General features: G+C 73.2%; 18 protein-coding genes. 8 read left to right on the plus strand and 10 right to left on the minus strand.

What is annotated here, in order from left to right; translation table 11 throughout:
* Positions 1-43: 43 nt before the first annotated feature.
* The gene (locus tag ACFYW5_RS18550) at positions 44-1,003 is read right to left on the minus strand and encodes a trypsin-like peptidase domain-containing protein (RefSeq protein ID WP_389418079.1); all 960 of its coding nucleotides are present in this window, start codon (positions 1,001-1,003) and stop codon (positions 44-46) included.
* Positions 1,004-1,183: 180 nt separating this feature from the next.
* Between ACFYW5_RS18550 and ACFYW5_RS18555 the strand changes: the two genes are divergently transcribed.
* Positions 1,184-1,360 (plus strand): hypothetical protein, encoded by a 177-nt coding sequence (locus ACFYW5_RS18555; protein ID WP_250071863.1) that lies wholly within the window; start codon positions 1,184-1,186, stop codon positions 1,358-1,360.
* Positions 1,357-3,018: an HEXXH motif domain-containing protein gene (locus ACFYW5_RS18560; RefSeq protein WP_389418080.1), complete on the plus strand. Its 1,662-nt coding sequence runs from the start codon at positions 1,357-1,359 to the stop codon at positions 3,016-3,018. Before ACFYW5_RS18555 ends, ACFYW5_RS18560 begins: the two co-directional genes overlap by 4 nt.
* Here ACFYW5_RS18560 and ACFYW5_RS18565 read toward each other — a convergent pair.
* Complete coding sequence (locus ACFYW5_RS18565; RefSeq protein WP_389418081.1) at positions 3,002-3,475, minus strand: GNAT family N-acetyltransferase; 474 nt, start codon at positions 3,473-3,475, stop codon at positions 3,002-3,004. The two genes, ACFYW5_RS18560 and ACFYW5_RS18565, sit on opposite strands and share 17 nt — an antisense overlap.
* 9 nt (positions 3,476-3,484) lie before the next feature.
* Entirely contained in the window at positions 3,485-4,291 is an 807-nt protein-coding gene (locus ACFYW5_RS18570; RefSeq protein WP_389418082.1) for an aminoglycoside phosphotransferase family protein, read from the minus strand.
* A gap of 96 nt (positions 4,292-4,387) precedes the next feature.
* On the opposite strand from ACFYW5_RS18570, the gene ACFYW5_RS18575 reads away from it, so the two are divergent.
* Positions 4,388-5,791 carry an NAD(P)/FAD-dependent oxidoreductase gene (locus tag ACFYW5_RS18575; RefSeq protein WP_389418083.1) on the plus strand — a complete coding sequence of 468 codons (1,404 nt, stop codon included), beginning with the start codon at positions 4,388-4,390 and terminating at the stop codon, positions 5,789-5,791.
* A gap of 134 nt (positions 5,792-5,925) precedes the next feature.
* Here ACFYW5_RS18575 and ACFYW5_RS18580 read toward each other — a convergent pair whose 3' ends face one another.
* Together ACFYW5_RS18580 and ACFYW5_RS18585 are read right to left on the minus strand one after the other, a co-directional pair.
* Positions 5,926-6,906 (minus strand): zinc-binding dehydrogenase, encoded by a 981-nt coding sequence (locus tag ACFYW5_RS18580; RefSeq protein ID WP_389418084.1) that lies wholly within the window; start codon positions 6,904-6,906, stop codon positions 5,926-5,928.
* A gap of 58 nt (positions 6,907-6,964) precedes the next feature.
* Complete coding sequence (locus ACFYW5_RS18585; protein ID WP_389418085.1) at positions 6,965-8,125, minus strand: NAD(P)-binding protein; 1,161 nt, start codon at positions 8,123-8,125, stop codon at positions 6,965-6,967.
* 146 nt (positions 8,126-8,271) lie between these two features.
* Between ACFYW5_RS18585 and ACFYW5_RS18590 the strand changes: the two genes are divergently transcribed.
* Complete coding sequence (locus ACFYW5_RS18590; RefSeq protein ID WP_389418086.1) at positions 8,272-8,958, plus strand: pentapeptide repeat-containing protein; 687 nt, start codon at positions 8,272-8,274, stop codon at positions 8,956-8,958.
* A gap of 628 nt (positions 8,959-9,586) precedes the next feature.
* Here the strand turns inward: ACFYW5_RS18590 and ACFYW5_RS18595 are convergent.
* Positions 9,587-10,087 (minus strand): hypothetical protein, encoded by a 501-nt coding sequence (locus ACFYW5_RS18595; protein ID WP_389418087.1) that lies wholly within the window; start codon positions 10,085-10,087, stop codon positions 9,587-9,589.
* A gap of 6 nt (positions 10,088-10,093) precedes the next feature.
* On the opposite strand from ACFYW5_RS18595, the gene ACFYW5_RS18600 reads away from it, so the two are divergent.
* Positions 10,094-11,479, plus strand: a complete 1,386-nt coding sequence (locus ACFYW5_RS18600; RefSeq protein ID WP_389418088.1) for a M1 family metallopeptidase — start codon at positions 10,094-10,096, stop codon at positions 11,477-11,479.
* A gap of 31 nt (positions 11,480-11,510) precedes the next feature.
* Here the strand turns inward: ACFYW5_RS18600 and ACFYW5_RS18605 are convergent, their stop codons facing one another.
* Entirely contained in the window at positions 11,511-12,461 is a 951-nt protein-coding gene (locus ACFYW5_RS18605; RefSeq protein ID WP_389418089.1) for a GNAT family N-acetyltransferase, read from the minus strand.
* 72 nt (positions 12,462-12,533) lie between these two features.
* Positions 12,534-13,109 carry a TerD family protein gene (locus ACFYW5_RS18610; protein ID WP_389418090.1) on the minus strand — a complete coding sequence of 192 codons (576 nt, stop codon included), beginning with the start codon at positions 13,107-13,109 and terminating at the stop codon, positions 12,534-12,536.
* A 167-nt stretch (positions 13,110-13,276) separates the two neighbouring features.
* Between ACFYW5_RS18610 and arfB the strand changes: the two genes are divergently transcribed.
* Positions 13,277-13,714 carry an alternative ribosome rescue aminoacyl-tRNA hydrolase ArfB gene (arfB, locus tag ACFYW5_RS18615; protein ID WP_389418091.1) on the plus strand — a complete coding sequence of 146 codons (438 nt, stop codon included), beginning with the start codon at positions 13,277-13,279 and terminating at the stop codon, positions 13,712-13,714.
* A gap of 116 nt (positions 13,715-13,830) precedes the next feature.
* Complete coding sequence (locus tag ACFYW5_RS18620) at positions 13,831-14,673, plus strand: sigma-70 family RNA polymerase sigma factor (RefSeq protein ID WP_389418092.1); 843 nt, start codon at positions 13,831-13,833, stop codon at positions 14,671-14,673.
* Between the two features lie 250 nt (positions 14,674-14,923).
* On the opposite strand, the gene ACFYW5_RS18625 is transcribed toward ACFYW5_RS18620, so the two are convergent.
* Positions 14,924-15,391 carry a GNAT family N-acetyltransferase gene (locus ACFYW5_RS18625; protein ID WP_389418093.1) on the minus strand — a complete coding sequence of 156 codons (468 nt, stop codon included), beginning with the start codon at positions 15,389-15,391 and terminating at the stop codon, positions 14,924-14,926.
* Positions 15,392-15,439: 48 nt separating this feature from the next.
* Positions 15,440-16,018 carry a flavin reductase family protein gene (locus ACFYW5_RS18630; RefSeq protein WP_389418094.1) on the minus strand — a complete coding sequence of 193 codons (579 nt, stop codon included), beginning with the start codon at positions 16,016-16,018 and terminating at the stop codon, positions 15,440-15,442.
* 318 nt (positions 16,019-16,336) lie between these two features.
* Here ACFYW5_RS18630 and cdgB point away from each other — a divergent pair, with 318 nt between their 5' ends.
* The gene (gene cdgB / locus ACFYW5_RS18635; protein ID WP_389418095.1) at positions 16,337-17,989 is read left to right on the plus strand and encodes a diguanylate cyclase CdgB; all 1,653 of its coding nucleotides are present in this window, start codon (positions 16,337-16,339) and stop codon (positions 17,987-17,989) included.
* Positions 17,990-18,052 lie beyond the last annotated feature (63 nt).

The raw sequence follows: 18,052 nt of genomic DNA on the forward strand, positions 1-18,052 counted from the left end.
CAGGCGATGAAACACCGCGCCCGTGCGGCGCCGCGATATCAGGTCAGCGATGGCGCCGGGACAACTCCACCGCCTCCTGGTCCATTCGGGCCACCCCTACGGAATCGCCCTCCACCAACCGTATCGCTTCCAGGAGTTGGTCCAAGGTCCCGCGATAGCGAAGACAGGTGCGCAGGATCGCGAACACGTCCGGGCGCAGGGCGGGTGAGCGCGGGCTCATGGCCGAGATCACCGGGTCGATGCCGTCGAGGATCAGCGCGAGGCCGTTGCGGTCGCTCACCGAGGGCAGCGCGGTCAACGCCGTGACCAGGCCGTCGAGTTCGCGCAGGGGAAGATTCTCGGGCAGGTGCGCCAGGGTGACCGGGGCGGCGATGTGGCTCAGCTCGGCGGGGGTCGCGGGCAGTCCCGCGTGCTGGTGCAGCAGGGCCAGTTCGGCGCCGGTCAGCAGCTCGTACCAGTGGTCCACGCGGACAGCGGCAAGACGGCTCGGGTCGTCGCCCCGGAGGAGGGTGCTGACCAGGCCGATCAGGGTGCCGTCGTGCCACACCGCGGCGCCGGACATGCCCTCCCAGGGCGGACGACCGGAGCCGGGGTCCCCTCCCGGCCGTTCGACGGTGAGTTCGAGGACGCCTCTGTGGTGGTGGTGGGGGAGGGCCGAGATGGTTCCGCCCGTACGGCAGGCGCCGTGGGGACCGGCGTACCCGCTGGCGGTGAACGGCAGGGCGGTGGCCGTCTGCGGTACGGCGCCGTAGGGAGGCGGCTCGCAGTCCGCTACCCGGCGCGTCATCTCCAGCAGCGCCACGTCGGCCTTCTCGGAGGCGAGCGCCACGCGGGCCGGTGCGGCCTCCGTGCCGTTGAGCCGTACGGCCGTCTCCCGCGCGTCGCCGACGGCATGGGCGCAGGTGAGGACCCAGCGGTCGCCCACCAGGTACCCCGAACCGCGCCGGCGGCCGAGGCCGTCGCCGGTCCGCACCTCCGCCACCCGCTCCGGATCAGGCCCCACCCCTGCGTAACTCCTCGATCTGTCAGGCGACTTCCGTCCCGCCCCGTCCCTACCCCCATCACCGCCGCGTCACTCGATCCGGGTGGATTCGGCGGACGTGAACCCGGGCGGTGCGCGTGATGCACTAGGGTCGCGCTGGAAACCACGTAAAACACCTGAAACAGTGAAATGGACGGGGTCATGGACAAGTCCGGAGTCGAGTCCGAGCTGGTCGACCTGAGCGGTGTTCCGCTGGACGCCTGGCCCTCCCTGCCCCTTCTCCCGGCCGCCGACGGCTCCTTGCGGCGACTGCTCAGCCGTATCGACGACCCGGCCGGCAGCCTCGGCGGTTACAACCCGCAGCGCGACGAAGCGTGACCGCCCCGCACGTCCTCGCCGCCGACTCCTTCGACGAACTCCTCGGCGGCGGGGGCGGGCCCGCGACCGTGGCCGCGCTCCGGGCGAGCGAACGCAGCTGGCGGCTGCTGGTCGTACGCGCGCTGCTGGACGCCTCCGCCGCACAGCCGCCGACGGATGCCTGGCACCTGCTGATGCGGGCCCGGGCCGCGGACGAGACCGCCTTCGAGGAACTGCTCGCCTATCCGTCCGTCGGCGTGTGGGCGGCGCACACCCTGCGGCGGTTGCGCGGTACGGCGGCCGGGGACAGCCCCCCGGACACCGGTTATCTGCACGCCGTCGCGGCGAGCGCGGCGATCCGGGCCGGGCTGGACTTCCGTACCGTCATCCCCGTCCGGGACGGGTGGGCCGTACTGCCCGCCCTCGGAGCGCTGCGGGTGGCCGGTGCCGACGCGGTGGAAGTGACCGCCGCCGAGGGGCGCGTGCTCGTCGCCGGACGCCCGCTCGACGGGCCCGACTGGCACCGCCTGACCCGGCTGAGCGCCGACGGATGCGCGCTGCTCCTGGACGACGCCGACCCGTACCGCACCCTGCGCACCCCCGCCCCCACCGAGCCCGTCGCCGCCGAGGTGTGGCAGGAGCTGTTCACGGCGGCCTGGGAGATCCTGAACGCCCTGGACGCCGAGGAGGCCCGGGCGTTGGGGGACGGCCTGGTGACCCTCGTGCCCCGCCCCCGCGCCGAACGCTTCCGCCCGCACAGTGCCTCCTCCGGGGACGCCTTCGGCGCGGCCCTGGCCTCCGTCCCGGACGACGGCGAACAGCTCGCCTCGACGCTGGTGCACGAGTTCCAGCACAACAAACTCAGCGCCTTCATGCACCTGTTCACGCTCTACGACGACCAGGGCGGCGACCGGGGGCTGTACTACGCGCCGTGGCGGGACGATCCGCGGCCGCTCGGCGGGCTGCTGCAGGGGGTGTACGCCTTCTTCGGGGTCACCGGGTTCTGGCGGCGCCGCGAACACCCGCTCGGGTGCTTCGAGTTCGCCCTGTGGCGGGCCCAGACCGCGCACGCCCTGCGGGGGATCGCCGCGGCGGACGGGTTGACCGAGCTGGGACGGCGGCTGGTGGCCGAGCTGGCGGGGCGGCTCGCGCCCTGGCTGGCCGAGCCGGTGGAGACGCGGGCCCGGGTCGCCGCCGAGCTCGCGGCGGCCGATCACCGGGCCACCTGGCGTGCGTATCACCTGCGTCCCGACCCGCGGGTGGTACGCGCACACGCGGAGGGCCGCCCGCCGGTGGCGGGGGAACCGGAGCTGGTCCCCGGCGCTCCGGCGCGCGGGCTCGACACCCGCGCGGTGCTGCTGCGCTGGCTGCTGGCCGACCCGGACGGCTTCGAGGCCCTGCGCGAGGACCCCGGCGCCACCGTGGAGGGCGCCCGCCCCGAGGACGCCGCCCTGGTCACCGGGGACACGGCGGGCGCGCTGCGGGCCTGCCGGGAGCGCATCCTGCGCGGCCGGGGCGACCCCGAGACCTGGGTCGGACTCGGGCTCGCGGCCCGGGCGGCCGGGGACCCGGCGGGCGAGGCGCTGCTGGAGCGGCCCGAGCTGGTCATGGCGGTCCACGCCGAACTCGGCGGGGACCCGCTGGCGGTGGCCCGAGGCCTGCTCAGCCGCCCAGCGTGAGCAGCGCCTCGTCCGTCAGCCGGTACACCGTCCACTCGTCCTGCGGACGGGCGCCCAGGGACTCGTAGAAGGCGATGGACGGGGTGTTCCAGTCCAGGACGGCCCACTCCAGGCGCTGGTAGCCGCGCTCCACGCAGATCCGGGCCAGCTCGGTGAGCAGGGCCTTGCCGTGGCCCGCGCCGCGGGCGGTGGGGCGGACGTAGAGGTCCTCCAGGTAGATGCCGTGGACGCCGCGCCAGGTGGAGAAGTTCAGGAACCACAGGGCGAAGCCGACCGGTTCGCCGGTCGTGTCGTCGACGGCGATATGGGCGTAGGCGGCGGGGCGTTCGCCGAAGAGGGCTTCGTGGAGCTGCTCCTCGGTCGCGTTGGCCTCGTCCGGGGCCTTCTCGTACTCGGCCAGCTCGCGGACGAGGGCGTGGATGACGGGGACGTCGGCGGGGGTCGCGGTGCGGATCATGCCCGGAGGTTAACCGCTGAGGCCGCGCAGGCGTTCGGCAATTTCCAGCTGCTCGGGCAGCAGTGGCTCGCCCTCCTCGAGCTGCCACACCGCGTTCTGCAGCACCCGGCCCAGCGTCCAGGCGCGGGCCCGGCTGCGGTCCAGGCCCATGACGTCCGTCATCGCGTCGAAGCGCCAGCGGACTTCGCCGGCGTCGAATCGGTTCCACAGGGCGGGCAGGAGCTCGAAACCGGGGTCGCCCGCGAGGGGTTTGGGGTCGATGGCGAGCCAGGGGGCGCGCTCGGCGGCCAGGACGTTCTCGAAGTGCAGGTCCCAGTGCAGGAGCCGGTCGCCGGGTTCGTCCGCGACCTCCCGCACCGCGGCCGCGCAGTCCCTGAGCAGGGCCGGGTCCGGCAGCGAAGGGAGCAGGGCCGTCGCGCGGTCCAGCAGCCTCGGCGCGATGTCGGCGAGGCGGCGCAGTTCCGGCGGGGCGGGGGTGGCGGTCAGGTGGGCGAGCAGCCCGGCGACGACCAGGGTGGCCTCGCGGGTGTCGGGGAGGCCGTCCAGGTCCCGGCCCTCGTCGAGCCGTTCGATCAGGAGGGTGCCGTTGTCGGCGTTCAGGAGCCTGGCCGCGCCGTCGCCGTTCCAGGCCCGCAGCGCGACCGGCTCGCCCACGGTCTCGTCGTCGACGTCCTGGAGTTTGAGCACGGCGGGGGTGCCGTCCGCCTGCAGCACGGGGAGGACCAGGGCGCAACGGCCGCTCATCGGCGGGCCGTCGGGGCGCAGGTCCCACTGCTGGAGGAATCGTTCGGCGAGGTCGGCGAGGTCGGCGGTCACGGGGTGACGGTAGTGCCGTACCCGCGTCGCCCTCCAGGCGTTTTCGACGGAATCCGAAGGAGACAGTGGCCGTCGCCCCGGGTTAACGTCCAGGTCATGAGCAGCTCGGTCAGCGATGTCGTCAACGGCGGCATCTCCTTCTGGTACGCGGACGACGGCCTTCCTGCGGTGCGGGAGCCGCTGCCCGGGGACGCCTCGGCCGACGTGGTGATCGTCGGCGGCGGGTACACGGGACTGTGGACCGCGTACTACCTGAAGAAGGCGGCACCCTTCCTCCGGATCACCGTCCTGGAGCAGAAGTTCTGCGGCTACGGCGCCTCCGGGCGCAACGGCGGCTGGCTGTACAACGGCGTCGCGGGCCGCGACCGGTACGCCGCGCTGCACGGGCGGGACGCCGCCGTACGGCTGCAGCGGGCCATGAACGACACCGTCGACGAGGTCGTCGCCGTCGCCGCCGCGGAGGGCATCGACGCCGATGTGCACCAGGGCGGAGTGCTCGAAGTGGCGCGTACGCCCGCCCAGTTGGCGCGGCTGAAGGCCTTCCACGAGGCCGAGCTGGCGTTCGGGGAGAAGGACCGGCAGCTGTACGGCGCCCGGGAGAGCGCCGAGCGGATCCGGGTCGCGGACGCGGTGGGGGCGTCCTGGACCCCGCACGGCGCCCGGGTGCATCCGGTGAAGCTGGTGAAGGGGCTCGCGGCGGCCGTCGAGGCGCTCGGGGTGGTCATCCATGAGCAGACACCGGTGACGGAGATCCGCTCCAAGCACGCGGTGACGCCGTACGGCACCGTCCGCGCGCCCTACGTCCTGCGCTGCACCGAGGGTTTCACCGCCGCGCTCAAGGGTGAGCGGCGGACCTGGCTGCCGATGAACTCCTCGATGATCGCCACCGAGCCGCTGACCGACGGGCAGTGGGCGTCGGTGGGCTGGGAGGGGCGCGAGACGCTCGGTGACATGGCCCACGCCTACATGTACGCCCAGCGCACGGCCGACGGGCGGATCGCGCTCGGGGGGCGCGGAGTGCCGTACCGCTTCGGCTCGGCCACCGACAACGACGGGCGGACGCAGGGCGCGACGATCGAGGCGCTGCGGGAGATCCTGGTCGGTTTCTTCCCTTCGCTGGCCGGGGTGCGGGTGGAGCATGCCTGGTCGGGGGTGCTGGGGGTGCCCCGGGACTGGTGCGCCACGGTGACGCTGGACCGGTCCACGGGGCTGGGCTGGGCGGGCGGGTACGTCGGGTCGGGGGTGGCTACGGCGAATCTGGCGGCGCGGACCCTGCGGGATCTGGTGCAGCAGGACTCGGGGCAAGGGGGGCGTACCGAGCTGACGGATCTGCCGTGGGTGGGGCACAAGGTGCGCAAGTGGGAGCCGGAGCCGTTGCGGTGGCTCGGGGTTCAGGGCATGTACGCGGTGTACCGGGCGGCGGATCGGCGGGAGACGGTTACGCGTCGGGCGGAGTCGTCGAGGCTGGCGCGGGTTGCGGATCGGGTGGCGGGGCGCTGAGCGCTGAGCGCTTGGCTGGGGCGGGGGCGACTACGGGGGTGCCGCGGGGGGTTGGGTGTCGGGTGCGGGTGGGGGGTGGCTGGTCGCGCAGTTCCCCGCGCCCCTGGGGGGTTTGAGTTGGCCCGCGTTTTCTTCTATGGCTCCAGTACGACCTTTCCTGTCGTTGCCCTTGTTTCCAGGGCTCGGTGGGCGGTGGCTGCCTCGGGTAGGGGGAAGCGGTGGACTGCCGGGGTGAGGCGGCCCTCGGCTGCCTCGGTCAGGGCCCGTAGTTCCAGGGTGCGGACCGGGTTGGGGCCGCCCGCCCTGGCCAGCATCACCGGGCCCAGGACCTGTTCGGAGACGCCCTCGACGAGGTAGGGCTCGCCGCCCTGGATGCCCTCGCCGGACCAGCCGAAGACGATGTGCTTGCCGCCGGGTCCGAGCAGCGCCACCGCTTCCCGGGCCGCGTCGCCGCCCACCCCGTCGAAGACCACCGTGGCCGTGCGCCCGCCCAGCCAGGCGCGGACCTTCTGCGGCCAGTCGGGGTCCGTGTAGTCGACGGCGAGGTCGGCGCCGTTCGCCTGGACGCGGGCCACCTTCTCCGGGCCGCCGGCGAGGCCGACGACGGTGGCCCCGGCGTTCTTGGCGTACTGCACGAGCAGGGTGCCGATGCCGCCGGCCGCCGCCGGGACGACGGCCACGGAGTCCGGTCCCGGCTCGGCGAACTGGAGGATCCCCATCGCCGTACGCCCCGTGCCGATCATCGCGACCGCCTCCGCGAAGTCCAAGTTCTCCGGGATCTCGTGCAGCCGCTCGGCATCGGTGACGGCGAGTTCGGCGTACCCGCCGGGCGCGAAGCCGAGGTGGGCCACCACCCGCCTGCCGAGCCACGGTTCGGCCACGCCGTCCCCGAGGGACTCGACCACGCCCGCGACCTCCCGGCCCGGAATGGTGGGCAGCGGCGTCGGGGTGGGGGCCGGTCCCTGCGCACCCTCGCGCAGCGCGGTGTCCAGGAGGTGGACCCCGGCCGCGGCGACGGCGATACGGACCTGGCCGGGGCCCGGCCGGGGGTCCTCGACCTGCTCGTAGGTGAGGTTCTCGGCCGGGCCGAAGGCGTGCAGACGGATGGCGTGCATCAGGGGTTCCTCATCACTCGGTCACTCGGTGGCTCGTTCGAGTGACCACTCTTCAACCTCAAGCATGCTTGAGGTCAAGGGAGTTCTGTCCGAGGGCCAGCGACACCGCGGTGAGGGCGCTGGTGAAGGACACCTCGGAGAGCACCCCGGGCGCGGCGACCTGGTCGCCCGCGAGGTAGACGCCGTCGCCCCGGTCGATGGCGGGGCGGTCCCGCCAGCTGGTGCCGGGCAGGTCCACGGCTCCGGTACGGCCGTGCGCGAGCGCCTCCCGGCGCCAGGTGACCCGGTCCCGCCAGCCGTCGAAGGCGAGGTCCAGCAGGTGCTCGGCACGGGCGATCCCGGCGGCCTTCGACTCCTTCGGACCGAGCGGGATCTGCCCCTGGATCAGCTGCTCGCCGGCCGGGGCGAGGGTGCGGTCCTGCGCGGTGAACCGCTCGATCCACCCCGGGCGGTCCAGGTCGGACACGACGAAGGCGTCCCCACGGCGGGTGCGCAGCGCCAGGTCGATCAGTGCGGTCCGGCCGCTCGGCCAGGTCAGGCTGTCGTCCTTCAGCAGCCGCCGGGCGGAGTCCAGGGAGGTGGCGACGATGACCGGGGTGTCGGTCGGGAGGGCGTCGACGCGGGACAGGGTCTCGATCCGGACTCCGAGGTTCCAGGCGTGGTCGGTCATCCGCCCGACGACACTGCCCCAGCCGCCGCGCGGGTAGTGCGCCTCCGGGGGGAGCTTGGTGGCGCGGCGCAGCCGCTCCTGCACGAAGGCGGCGGACAGCGCGCCGGGATCGTGGTGGAAGAGGGCCACGGCCGAGTAGTGGGCGGCGGCGCGGGCGCCCTCCTCGCCGGCGATCTCGGTCGCCCAGGTCAGGAAGTCCACGTCGACGGGTGCCTGGGGCAGCCCGCGGCGCAGCAGCTTGAGCATGCCGAAGGGCGGGGTGCGGCGCAGCGCGCCCTTGTGGAGCAGCCGCAGCCGGGCGGCCTCCAGGGGCGGGATCGGGGCGAGCGCCCCGATCAGATCGCGCTGCTTGAGCCAGGCCCAGTGCGGGCCGCCGTTGTAGAGGGCGTGCGGTCCCTCGTTGGTCCGGTACGGGCCCTCGGCGGTCCGCGCCCGTCCGCCCAGCGTGTGGTGGGCCTCGTACACGGTGACCTGGGCGCCCGCTTCGGCGGCGGTGATGGCCGCGGCGAGTCCGGCGAAGCCGCCGCCGATGACGGTGATGCGGTGCATGGGGGTCTCCCTCTGCTCGGGTGGCCTGCTGCTTCGGGGCCTGGTGCTGGCCGGCCTTTCTGCCAGTACGACGCAGCGAGCGCCCCGAAGTGTGACATCGGCGGGGTTTGTGCAGGTCAGGGCCGTTGTCAGTGGTGGGGTGCAGGATGGGGCGCATGGCGACTACGGGTGGTGGCGGTACGAGGGTGAAGGCGGCCCGGCGCCCCGAGGTGCGGCTGCCGGCGCTGGAGCCGCATACCGGGGGCGGGCTGGAGCCGGACGGGGACTATGACGGGCTCGAGTTCCGGGAGGCGGATCTCGCGGGGCAGGACGGGGGCGGCGCCCGCTTCATGGACTGCGCGCTCGGGGCGTGCGTGCTGGACGGCACGAGACTGGTCCGGGCCCGCTTCCTGGACTCGGTGCTCACCGCTCCGCGCGGGGTCGGCACGGATCTCTCCGAGGCGACGTTGCGGGACGTGGAGGTGCACGATGCCCGCCTCGGCGGTGTCCAGTTGCACGGCGCGGTCCTGGAGCGCGTCGTGATCCGCGGGGGGAAGATCGACTATCTGAACCTGCGCGGGAGTCGCCTCAGAGACGTCGTCTTCGAGAACTGCGTCCTGGTGGAGCCGGACTTCGGCGGCGCCAGGCTGGAGCGGGTCGCGTTCCCCGGCTGCGTGCTGAAGGGCGCGGACCTCGCCGGGGCGACCCTGACGGACGTGGACCTCAGGGACGCGGCCGCGCTGGAGGTCGCGCGCGGGGTGGAGCGGCTGTCGGGGGCGGTGATCAGCACGGGGCAACTGCTGGACCTGGCGCCGGTGTTGGCGGGGGCACTGGGGATCCGGGTGGAGGACTGAGCGGGGGTGGGGGCTGGGCTCGCGGGGCGGGGGAGCGCCAGGGCTGAGGGGCGGGACATGTGGGGGAGGCGCTGGTGCTGGGCTGAGGGGCACGGTTTGCGGGGGGAGGCGCTGGGGCTGAGGGTCAGGGCAGGCCGCAGGCGGCGGGCGCGGGCGGCACACGGGTCAGGGCTGGGCGGGCGCGGGCGGGGCGAGAGCCAGGGCGCGTGGGGAGGCGCTGGGGCCGGGGGGCACGGCGTGCGGGGAAGCGCCGGGGTTGAGGGTCAGGGCAGGCCGCAGGCGGCGGGCGCGGGCTGCACATGGGTCCGGGCGGCACACGCGTCAGGGCTCGCGGGGGCGCTGGGGTTGAGGGGCACGGGTTGCGGGGGAAGCGCCGGGGTTGAGGGTCAGGGCAGGCGGCAGACCGCGGGCGCGGGCTGCGCATGGGTCCGGGCGGTGTGGGCGGATGCGGGCGGCACACGCGTCAGGGCTCGCGGGGGCGCTGGGGCTGAGGGGCACGGTTTGCGGGGCAAGTGCCGGGGCTGAGGGGCGGGGCAGGTGGCGGACGCGGGCGGTGCGAGAGCAGGGCTCGTGGGGACGCGCCGGGGCTGAGTGGCACCGCTTGCGGGGGGAGTGCCGGGGCTGAGGGTCAAGCCATGCGGGGGAAGCGGGCCTGGAGGGTCCAGATCGCCGGGTTCTCCGCCAGGTCCTCGTGCAGGTCGCACAGGTCGGCGATGAGGTCGTGCAGGAAGTCGCGGGCCTCACGGCGCAGCTCGCTGTGGGAGAAGGTCAGCGGGGCCTCCTCCGCCGGCATCCAGTCCGCCTCCACGTCCACCCAGCCGAAGCGGCGCTCGAAGAGCATCCGGTCGGTGGACTCGGTGAAGTCCAGCTCCGCCCGCTGCGGGCGGGAGGCCCGGGAGCCCGCCGGGTCCCGGTCGATCCGCTCCACGATGTCGCACAGCGCCCACGCGAAGTCCAGCACCGGCACCCATCCCCAGGCTGTGGACAACTCCCGGTCCGCCTTGGTGTCCGCGAGGTAGACGTCACCGCAGAACAGGTCGTGCCGCAGCGCGTGGACGTCCGCGCGGCGGTAGTCCGTCTGCGGGGGGTCCGGGAAGCGGTTGGAGAGGGCGTAGCCGATGTCGAGCACCAGGTGATGGTGTCATGGCCTCGTAGGATCGCGATCGTGTCCCGGTCCGTGCGCCTTGCCCCTGCCCTGGTCGTGCTGGCGCTGACAGCGTGCGGCGGCGGCCCTGGCACCTCCGGCGCCCCCGGTGTCGGCGACCCGTACTTCCCGAAGGCGGGCAACGGCGGCTACGACGTCGGCCACTACGCCCTCGATCTCGCCTACGACCCCGCCGCCCACCGGCTCACCGGCACGGCCACGATCACCGCCCGCGCCACCCAGGACCTCTCCGCCTTCGACCTGGACCTGCTGGGCCTGACGGTCGACGCCGTCACCGTCCAGGGCGAGACCACCCGCTGGAGCCGCGGCGGCCAGGAGCTCACCGTCCGCCCGCCCCGCGCCCTCGACGGGGGCGACACCTTCGAGGTGCGGGTCCGCTACTCCGGCACCCCCCGGACCATCACCGACCCGGACGGCTCCCAAGAGGGCTGGCTGCGCACCGACGACGGCGCCCTCGCGCTCGGTGAGCCGACGGGCTCCATGGCGTGGTTCCCCGGCAACCACCACCCCTCGGACAAGGCGACCTACACCATCGAGGTCACCGTGCCCCGGGGCCTGCGAGCCGTCTCCAACGGGGAGTTGACCGGCGAGCGGACCTCTCGGAGCGGTACGACCTTCAGCTGGCGCGTCACCGAGCCGATGGCCGGCTATGTCGCCACGGTCGCCATCGGCGGGTACGAGATCCGCCGGTCCACAGCCGGGGGTGTCCCCGTGTACACGGCCGTGCACCCGCGGGAGGAGAACGCCGACGAGCTTCCCGAGGTCATGGCGTGGGCACGGGACACCTTCGGGCCGTACCCCTTCTCCTCCACCGGCGTGATCATCGCCCGCGCCGGGGACTCCGAGTACGCCCTGGAGACCCAGAACCGGCCCGTCTTCCCCGGCACCCCCGACACCGGGCTGCTGGTTCATGAGATCGCCCACCAGTGGTTCGGCAATTCCGTCACGCCCGAGTCCTGGAAGGACATGTGGCTCAACGAGGGGTTCGCGACCTACGCCGAGTGGCTATGGCAGGAGGACCACGGCGGTGACAGCGCGCAGCGAACCTTCGAGGCGCTGTACGCCAGTGACGACACCGACCTCTGGGCCTTCCCGCCCGCCGAGCCGGCCGGCGCCGGGCACATCTCGGACCGGCCGGTCTACGACCGGGGCGCGATGGTCCTGCACAAGATCCGGCAGCGGGTGGGCGACGACGCCTTCCACGGTCTCGTCCGGGGGTGGGCGGCGGCCCGGCGCCACGGGAACGCGAGCACCGGTGATTTCACCCGGTACGTCGAACGGCGGGCGCCGGACGAGGACTTCAGCGGGATCTGGACGGACTGGCTGTACGGGGAGGGAAAACCGGACCGCCCCTGACGGCCTGAACTTCCCCTCGCCGCCCTGCCCGTCACACCGGCGTCTCCCACTCCGTCAGCAGCCGGGCCAGGTCGGGCGGCCAGAGGGGATCGGGTGCCGCGGCCAGTTCCGCGCGCGTCCACCAGCGCCAGGCGAGGATGCCGTCCTCGGCGTGCGCGGCGGCGAGATGGGGGCCGGAAGGTTCGCGGCGCGGGCCCCGGGTGACGTAGATGTGCTCGTGCTGGTGGACCGGGCCCACGGCGTGGGTGAAGTCGTGCTCCCAGGTGCACAGCAGCGGCCCCGGCTCCAGATCCGTCCAGCCCGTCTCCTCGCCCAGTTCCCGCAGGGCGCCCTCGCGCGGGCCCTCGCCGGGTTCCAGCCCGCCGCCGGGCAGCGCCCAGTGCACGCCGACCTCGATGTTGTCGTACCGGAAGAGGAACACCGCCCCCTCCGGGTCCAGCACGGCGACGCGGGCGGCGCGGCGGAGGGTGCGCAGCGGCTTGCGCAGGACCGCGCACGGGCGGCCCAGCCGGCGGTCCGCACGGTGGTCGACGGTCTCGTATCCGAGGGCGGTCCAGAAGGCCAGGGCCGCGGGGTTGCCGGCGAGGACGGCGAGGCGTACGGCGGTGCGGCCGGCCGTGCGGAAGCGGTCCTCGACGCTCTGCGCGATGCGCCGCCCGTGCCCTTGACCGTGCGCGCTCGCGTCCACCATCAGCAGACCGATCCAGGGGTCCGGGTCGGCCGGATCGGGATGCCGGGCCAGGGTGATCACGATTCCGACGAGCCGCCCCTCGCTGCGGGCGAGCAGCACCTCGGCACCGGGGTGCGCCAACTCCTCGGCCAGCGCCGCCGCCACCTGCTCGGGCCGGATGTCGTCCGGGCCCGGGAAGTCGCCGCTGAGGGCGTGGAAGTCGCGGTTGGAGGCGTAGAGCGCGGCGAGTTCGGTGAGCAGCGGGCCCGGGATGTCATGGCCGGGGGAGACGGGCAGGCGTTCGAGAAGCATGCCGAGGACGCTACTGCTTCACGACCGAACCCCCGGCCGGAGCCGGGGGTTCGGGTGCGTCGGTGCGAACGGTCAGACGCTGACGCCGAAGTCCTGGGCGATGCCGACCAGGCCCGAGGCGTAGCCCTGGCCGACCGCGCGGAACTTCCACTCCGCGCCGTTGCGGTACAGCTCGCCGAAGACCATGGCGGTCTCCGTCGCCGCGTCCTCGGACAGGTCGTAGCGCGCGATCTCGGCGCCGCCGGCCTGGTTGAGGATGCGGATGTAGGCGTTGCGGACCTGGCCGAAGTTCTGCGAGCGGTTCTCGGCGTCGTAGATCGAGACCGGGAAGACGATCTTTTCGACGTCGGCCGGGAGGCCCGCCAGGTTGACGTTGATCGCCTCGTCGTCGCCCTCGCCCTCACCCGTGCGGTTGTCGCCGGTGTGGACGATCGTCTGGTCCGGGGTCTGCTTGTTGTTGAAGAAGACGAAGTGGGCGTCGGAGTAGACCTTGCCCTGCGGGTTGACCGCGATCGCGGAGGCGTCGAGGTCGAAGTCCGTGCCGGTGGTGGTGCGGACGTCCCAGCCGAGGCCCACGGTGACGGCGGTCAGGCCCGGAGCCTCCTTGGTGAGCGAGACGTTGCCACCCTTGGACAGGCTTACAGCCATTGTTTGGGAGTCCCTTCCCTCGTTTTGCGTACGAGCACGAAGCTACAGCTACCTCTATGAACGTCGAGAGGGGTACGCGAGGTTCCCCCGTCGCTTTACTTTCTTTACTCGCCCTTTCGGAGGTCCCCGGGATATTCGCGTGACGTGGACCGGACAGACGCGCGACGATGGACGGCATGTCCGGTCCTTACGTCGTTCGCGGCTCCGTCTCGCTCCCCGAGGCCGAGCTCCTGTGGCGTTTCTCGCGCTCCTCGGGGCCCGGCGGACAGCACGTCAACACCAGCGACTCCCAGGTGGAGCTCCGCTTCGACATCGCGCGCACCGAGGCGCTGCCCGAGGTGTGGAAGCAGCGCGCGCTGGAGCGGCTGGCCGGGCGCCTGGTCGACGGCGTCGTCACGGTCCGCTCCTCCGAGCACCGCTCCCAGTGGCGCAACCGCGAGACCGCGGCGGTGCGCCTCGCGGCGCTGCTGGCGGAGGCCACGGCGCCGCCGCCGAAGCCGCGCCGGGCCACCCGCATCCCCCGGGGCATCAACGAACGGCGGCTGCGGGAGAAGAAGCAGCGCTCGGACACCAAGCGGGGCCGTTCGGGCCGTGACTGGGGATAGTGACCGGCGGCAACCGTCTGCCTCAGTACCCCGTCGCCCCACCCCGTCACATCGCCCTCGTCCCGTCCGTCATGTCAGTGACCGCACGGGCCACGACGAGAGGATGTGACGGACCGATGACCACCGACCACGACGTACTCGCCCAGCGCTTCGAGGCGCACCGAGGGCGTCTGCACGCTGTCGCCCATCGCGTGCTGGGCTCCGCCGCGGAGGCCGAGGACGCCGTGCAGGAGGCCTGGTTCCGGCTCAGCCGGTCCGAGGCCGCGCGGATCGACAACCTCGGCGGCTGGCTGACCACCGTCGTCGGCCGGGTCTGCCTCGACATGCTCCGCTCCCGCGGCTCCCGGGGCGAGCGGCCCCTGGACGCCGTAGGACCGCGGCCCGCGGCCGGGGCGGACCCGGAGCAGGACGTGCTGCTCGCCGACTCGGTCGGGGTCGCGCTGCTCGTCGTCCTGGACACCCTCACCCCCGCCGAACGGCTCGCGTTCGTGCTGCACGACCTGTTCGCGGTGCCCTTCGAGGAGATCGCGACCGTGCTCGGCCGTACGCCCGCATCCACCCGGCAGCTCGCGAGCCGGGCCCGGCGCCGGGTGCGGGGCGCGGAACCGGCGCCGGGGGATCCGGCCCGGCAGCGGGCGGTCGTCGACGCCTTCCTCGCCGCCGTCCGGGACGGGGACTTCGACGCACTGGTCGGGGTGCTCGACCCGGATGTGGTGGCGCGGAGCGAGGCAGGGGTGGCGACCGGTGCCCTCGCCGTGGCCAGGGGCGCCTCCGGCTACGCCGCCCTCGCCGGCCTGACCCGGCCCGCGCTGGTCGACGGCCGGGCGGGCCTCGCGGCGCTGGTCGACGGGCGCGTGGACCGGGTGCTGGCCTTCACGGTCGTACGGGACCGGATCGCCGCGATCGACATCGTCACGTCCCCGGAGCGCCTGGCGGAGCTGGAAGTGCGGCTCGCTTGACGGGCCAGGAAGGGCCGGTGGCTCGGTTGCCCGGTCAAGCGACCTACAGGACGCCTACCGTCTGGCTCCGCTGGTCACGCCGTTCGGTCGAAGCCGTGGTCGAGGCGGCTTGGGCGGGTTGGAGGTGCGGCTGAGTCAGGGGAGCTTCCGGCCCCTTCGCGTCTGGCCTCGCTCGTCACGCCGTTCGGTCGAAGCCGCGGTCGAGGCGGTTGGGAGGTGAGTGGCCGGCCGGGCTGTAGGCGTGGCTCGGTCAGGCGACCTTCAGGACGCCTACCGTCTGGCCTCCGCTCGTCTCCCCGTTCGGTGCGAAGCCGAGGCCGAGGTAGAAGTTCTCCGGGCCGGTCGGGCCGGGGTGCCAGGTGACGTACATTTCGGTGCCGCCCCGGCGGCGCAGTTCCGCCGCCACCGACTCGACCGCGAAGCGGCCGTAGCCCCGGCCCTGTTCCCGCGCCGCGATGTTCAGGCGCCACAGGCCGGAGCGGATGAGGGTGCCGTCGCCCTTCCAGTCGATGTCGAAGAACGCCATCAGGAAGCCCACCGCCCGGCCGTCGTCGACGATCAGGCGGGGCCACGCGACTTCGGGCCAGACATAGGCCTCGGCCAGCGAGTGCGCCACCGGCTCGACCGCGTCCTCCTGGTCCGGGCGGATCCGGATGGCGAGGGCGTCCTCGACATTCTTCGGCGTGAGGGTTTCCAGGCGGGGTCCGGTCGTCGTCATGCGCGCACACTAGGCAGGAAGTTCACGCCCCGTCACATGAATTCGAGCTCAGCCCAATTGGCGATAGCGACCGCGGAAATACGTCAGCGGCCCGCCCTCCGCGCTCGGCACGCCCGCCGTCAGGACCCGGCCGATCACCAGGGTGTGGTCGCCCGCCTCCACCCGCTGCTCGGTGCGGCACTCCAGGGTGGCCAGCGCGCCGCCCACCAGCGCGGCGCCGGTCGCCGCGCCGCGGACGTAGGGGATGTCCTCGAAGAGGAGACGGTCGCTGATGCGGCCCTTCATGGCGAACCGCCCGGCGATGTGCCGCTGGCTCTCGGACAGCACGGAGACCGCCCACAGGGGCTGCTCGTCGAGCAGGTCGTCCATCCGGCCGCCCGTGCGCAGGCTGACCAGGACCAACGGCGGGTCCAGCGAGACCGACATGAACGCCGTCGCCGTCATGCCCACGTCCTCCCCCTTCGGCCCGTCGGCGGCGAGCGGGGGTTCGAAGGCGGTCACCAGGACCACGCCGGCGGCCAGCCGGGACATGGCGGCGCGGAACTCGTCGTTGCTCACCCCCTCAGCATGCCCGGCGAGGGCGGGTGCGGTGATCGGGACCTGCGCGGCAGGGGGAGTGTTCGGCACGCCGGAAACGCTAGTCTCCGGGGCGAGGCCGCCGCATCGGGCCCGGGGCCGAGAACGGACCTAGGACCTCCGACCGACAGCACCCACAGTTTGCGGTCGGTAAACGCACCGGAAAAACGCAGAAACACTGCGCAATTGTTCATCTTTAGCTGTGACTTGAGTCACAAGGGCCGGTAATTGTTGACCCTGTGTACCGGGTGGGCAGCGCGCTGTGATTCAGTGGCGGGGGACCTTCATCAAGAACAGCAAGGGCACCGTACAGAAAACACGCCGAAGACAACCCTTGATTCGCTGCGAGGTCTCGGGGGGAGGGCGAGCATGGAGACCGAGTCGGAGCCGTACGTCCGTCTTGCGACCCTGCGACAACTGCACCAGGTCATGGCGGACATGAACACCGCGCGCAGCCTGGCGGACACGCTTCAGACCGTCGCCGACGGCGTCGTCACCGGACTCGGCTACGAGCTCGCGGCCGTCAATCTGGTCCGCCCCGACGGCGACCTCGTCGTCGCCGCCCTCGCCGGGAACCCCGCCGCCGATGCGCTGATCACCGGCAGGACCGGCTCCCGCGAGTCCTGGGAGCGCCGGCTGAGCATGGGCGAGCACTGGGGCGACCTGGTGTTCATACCGCACACCGAGGGCTGGGTCCTCGACGACGACGACGTCCCGCAGTGGTACACCGACGGGCCCGCGCCCCGCTTCGAGGACGAGTGGCATCCCTCGGACCGGCTCTTCGCCCCCATGCACACGCCCGGCGTGCACGGCAGCGGCAGCGGCGAGCTGATCGGCGTCCTGTCCGTGGACCGGCCGCGCAACGGCCGGCTGCCGGGCGCGTGGGGGCGCGAGGCGCTCCAGATGTACGCGTTCCAGGCCGCCATCGCGATCAGCAACGCCCGCCTGCGGGCGAACATGCAGCGCGCGCTGGTCAGGCTGGAGCGCGAGCAGCAGGCGCTGCGGGCCAGCGAGGAAAGCTTCAGGCAGGCCTTCGAGTACGCCCCCTCCGGCATGGCCATCGCCGAGATGGGCGGCGACCAGCACGGCCGGATCCTGCGCACCAACGACGCCCTGTGCCGGCTGCTCGGCCGCCCCGCCTCCGCGATGCGCCGCTACGCCTTCTCCGACCTCGTCCACCCCGAGGACATCGGCACCCTGCTCAGGACCTCCGCCGAGGGCGGTCGCGCCGAGCTCCGCCTCGGCCGCCGCGACGGCACCTACGTCTGGGTGTCCCTGCGTAACAGCGTGGTCGCCGACGCCGCCGACGGACCGCGCTTCCTGCTGACGCACGTCGAGGACATAGAGGAGCGCAAGCGGCGCGAGCTCCAGCTCGCCCACCGCGCCTCCCACGACTCCCTGACCGGGCTGCCGAACTCCGCCGAACTGCGCGCCCGGCTCTCCTCGCGGCTGTGCCAGCGCCCCGCCCACGCCGGTGCCCTGGAGTCCCTGGACGCGGCCTACGGTCACCCGGCCTACGACGTCAACGGCCACGGCTTCGACTTCCGCCCCGGCGCCGAGGCCTTCGACGGCTACGACCACCACGTCCACACCGTCGCCCCCGAGGGTGACAAGGACGACGGCACCAAGGGCCTCGCGGTGCTCTTCTGCGACCTCGACGGCTTCAAGTCGATCAACGACCGGTTCGGGCACAACGCGGGCGACGCCGTCCTCATCGAGGTCTCGCGCCGGCTCTCCGGGGCCGTCCGGGACGGCGACACCGTGGCCCGGCTCGGCGGCGACGAGTTCGTGGTGCTCGCCGACGGGCTCGGCCGGGCCGACGCCCAGGACCTGGCCGTACGGCTGCGCAACGAGATCATCCAGCCGATCCGGGTCGACGGCCGCGCCGTGCGGGTGGGCGCCAGCTTCGGCATCGGGTGGGCCCACTGCGGCATGACCGCCGACGAGGTGCTGAAGTCCGCGGACGAGCGGATGTACGTAGAGAAACGATCTCGTCCCAAACAGCACAGACGTGCGGGATGAAGCCCAGGTCAGCGAGCTGATGCGGTCCGAGTCACCCGTTCGGGTCAGCCAGAGCGGGTAGGC

Source organism: Streptomyces sp. NPDC002779 (genome assembly GCF_042888685.1).
Lineage (GTDB): Bacteria > Actinomycetota > Actinomycetes > Streptomycetales > Streptomycetaceae > Streptomyces.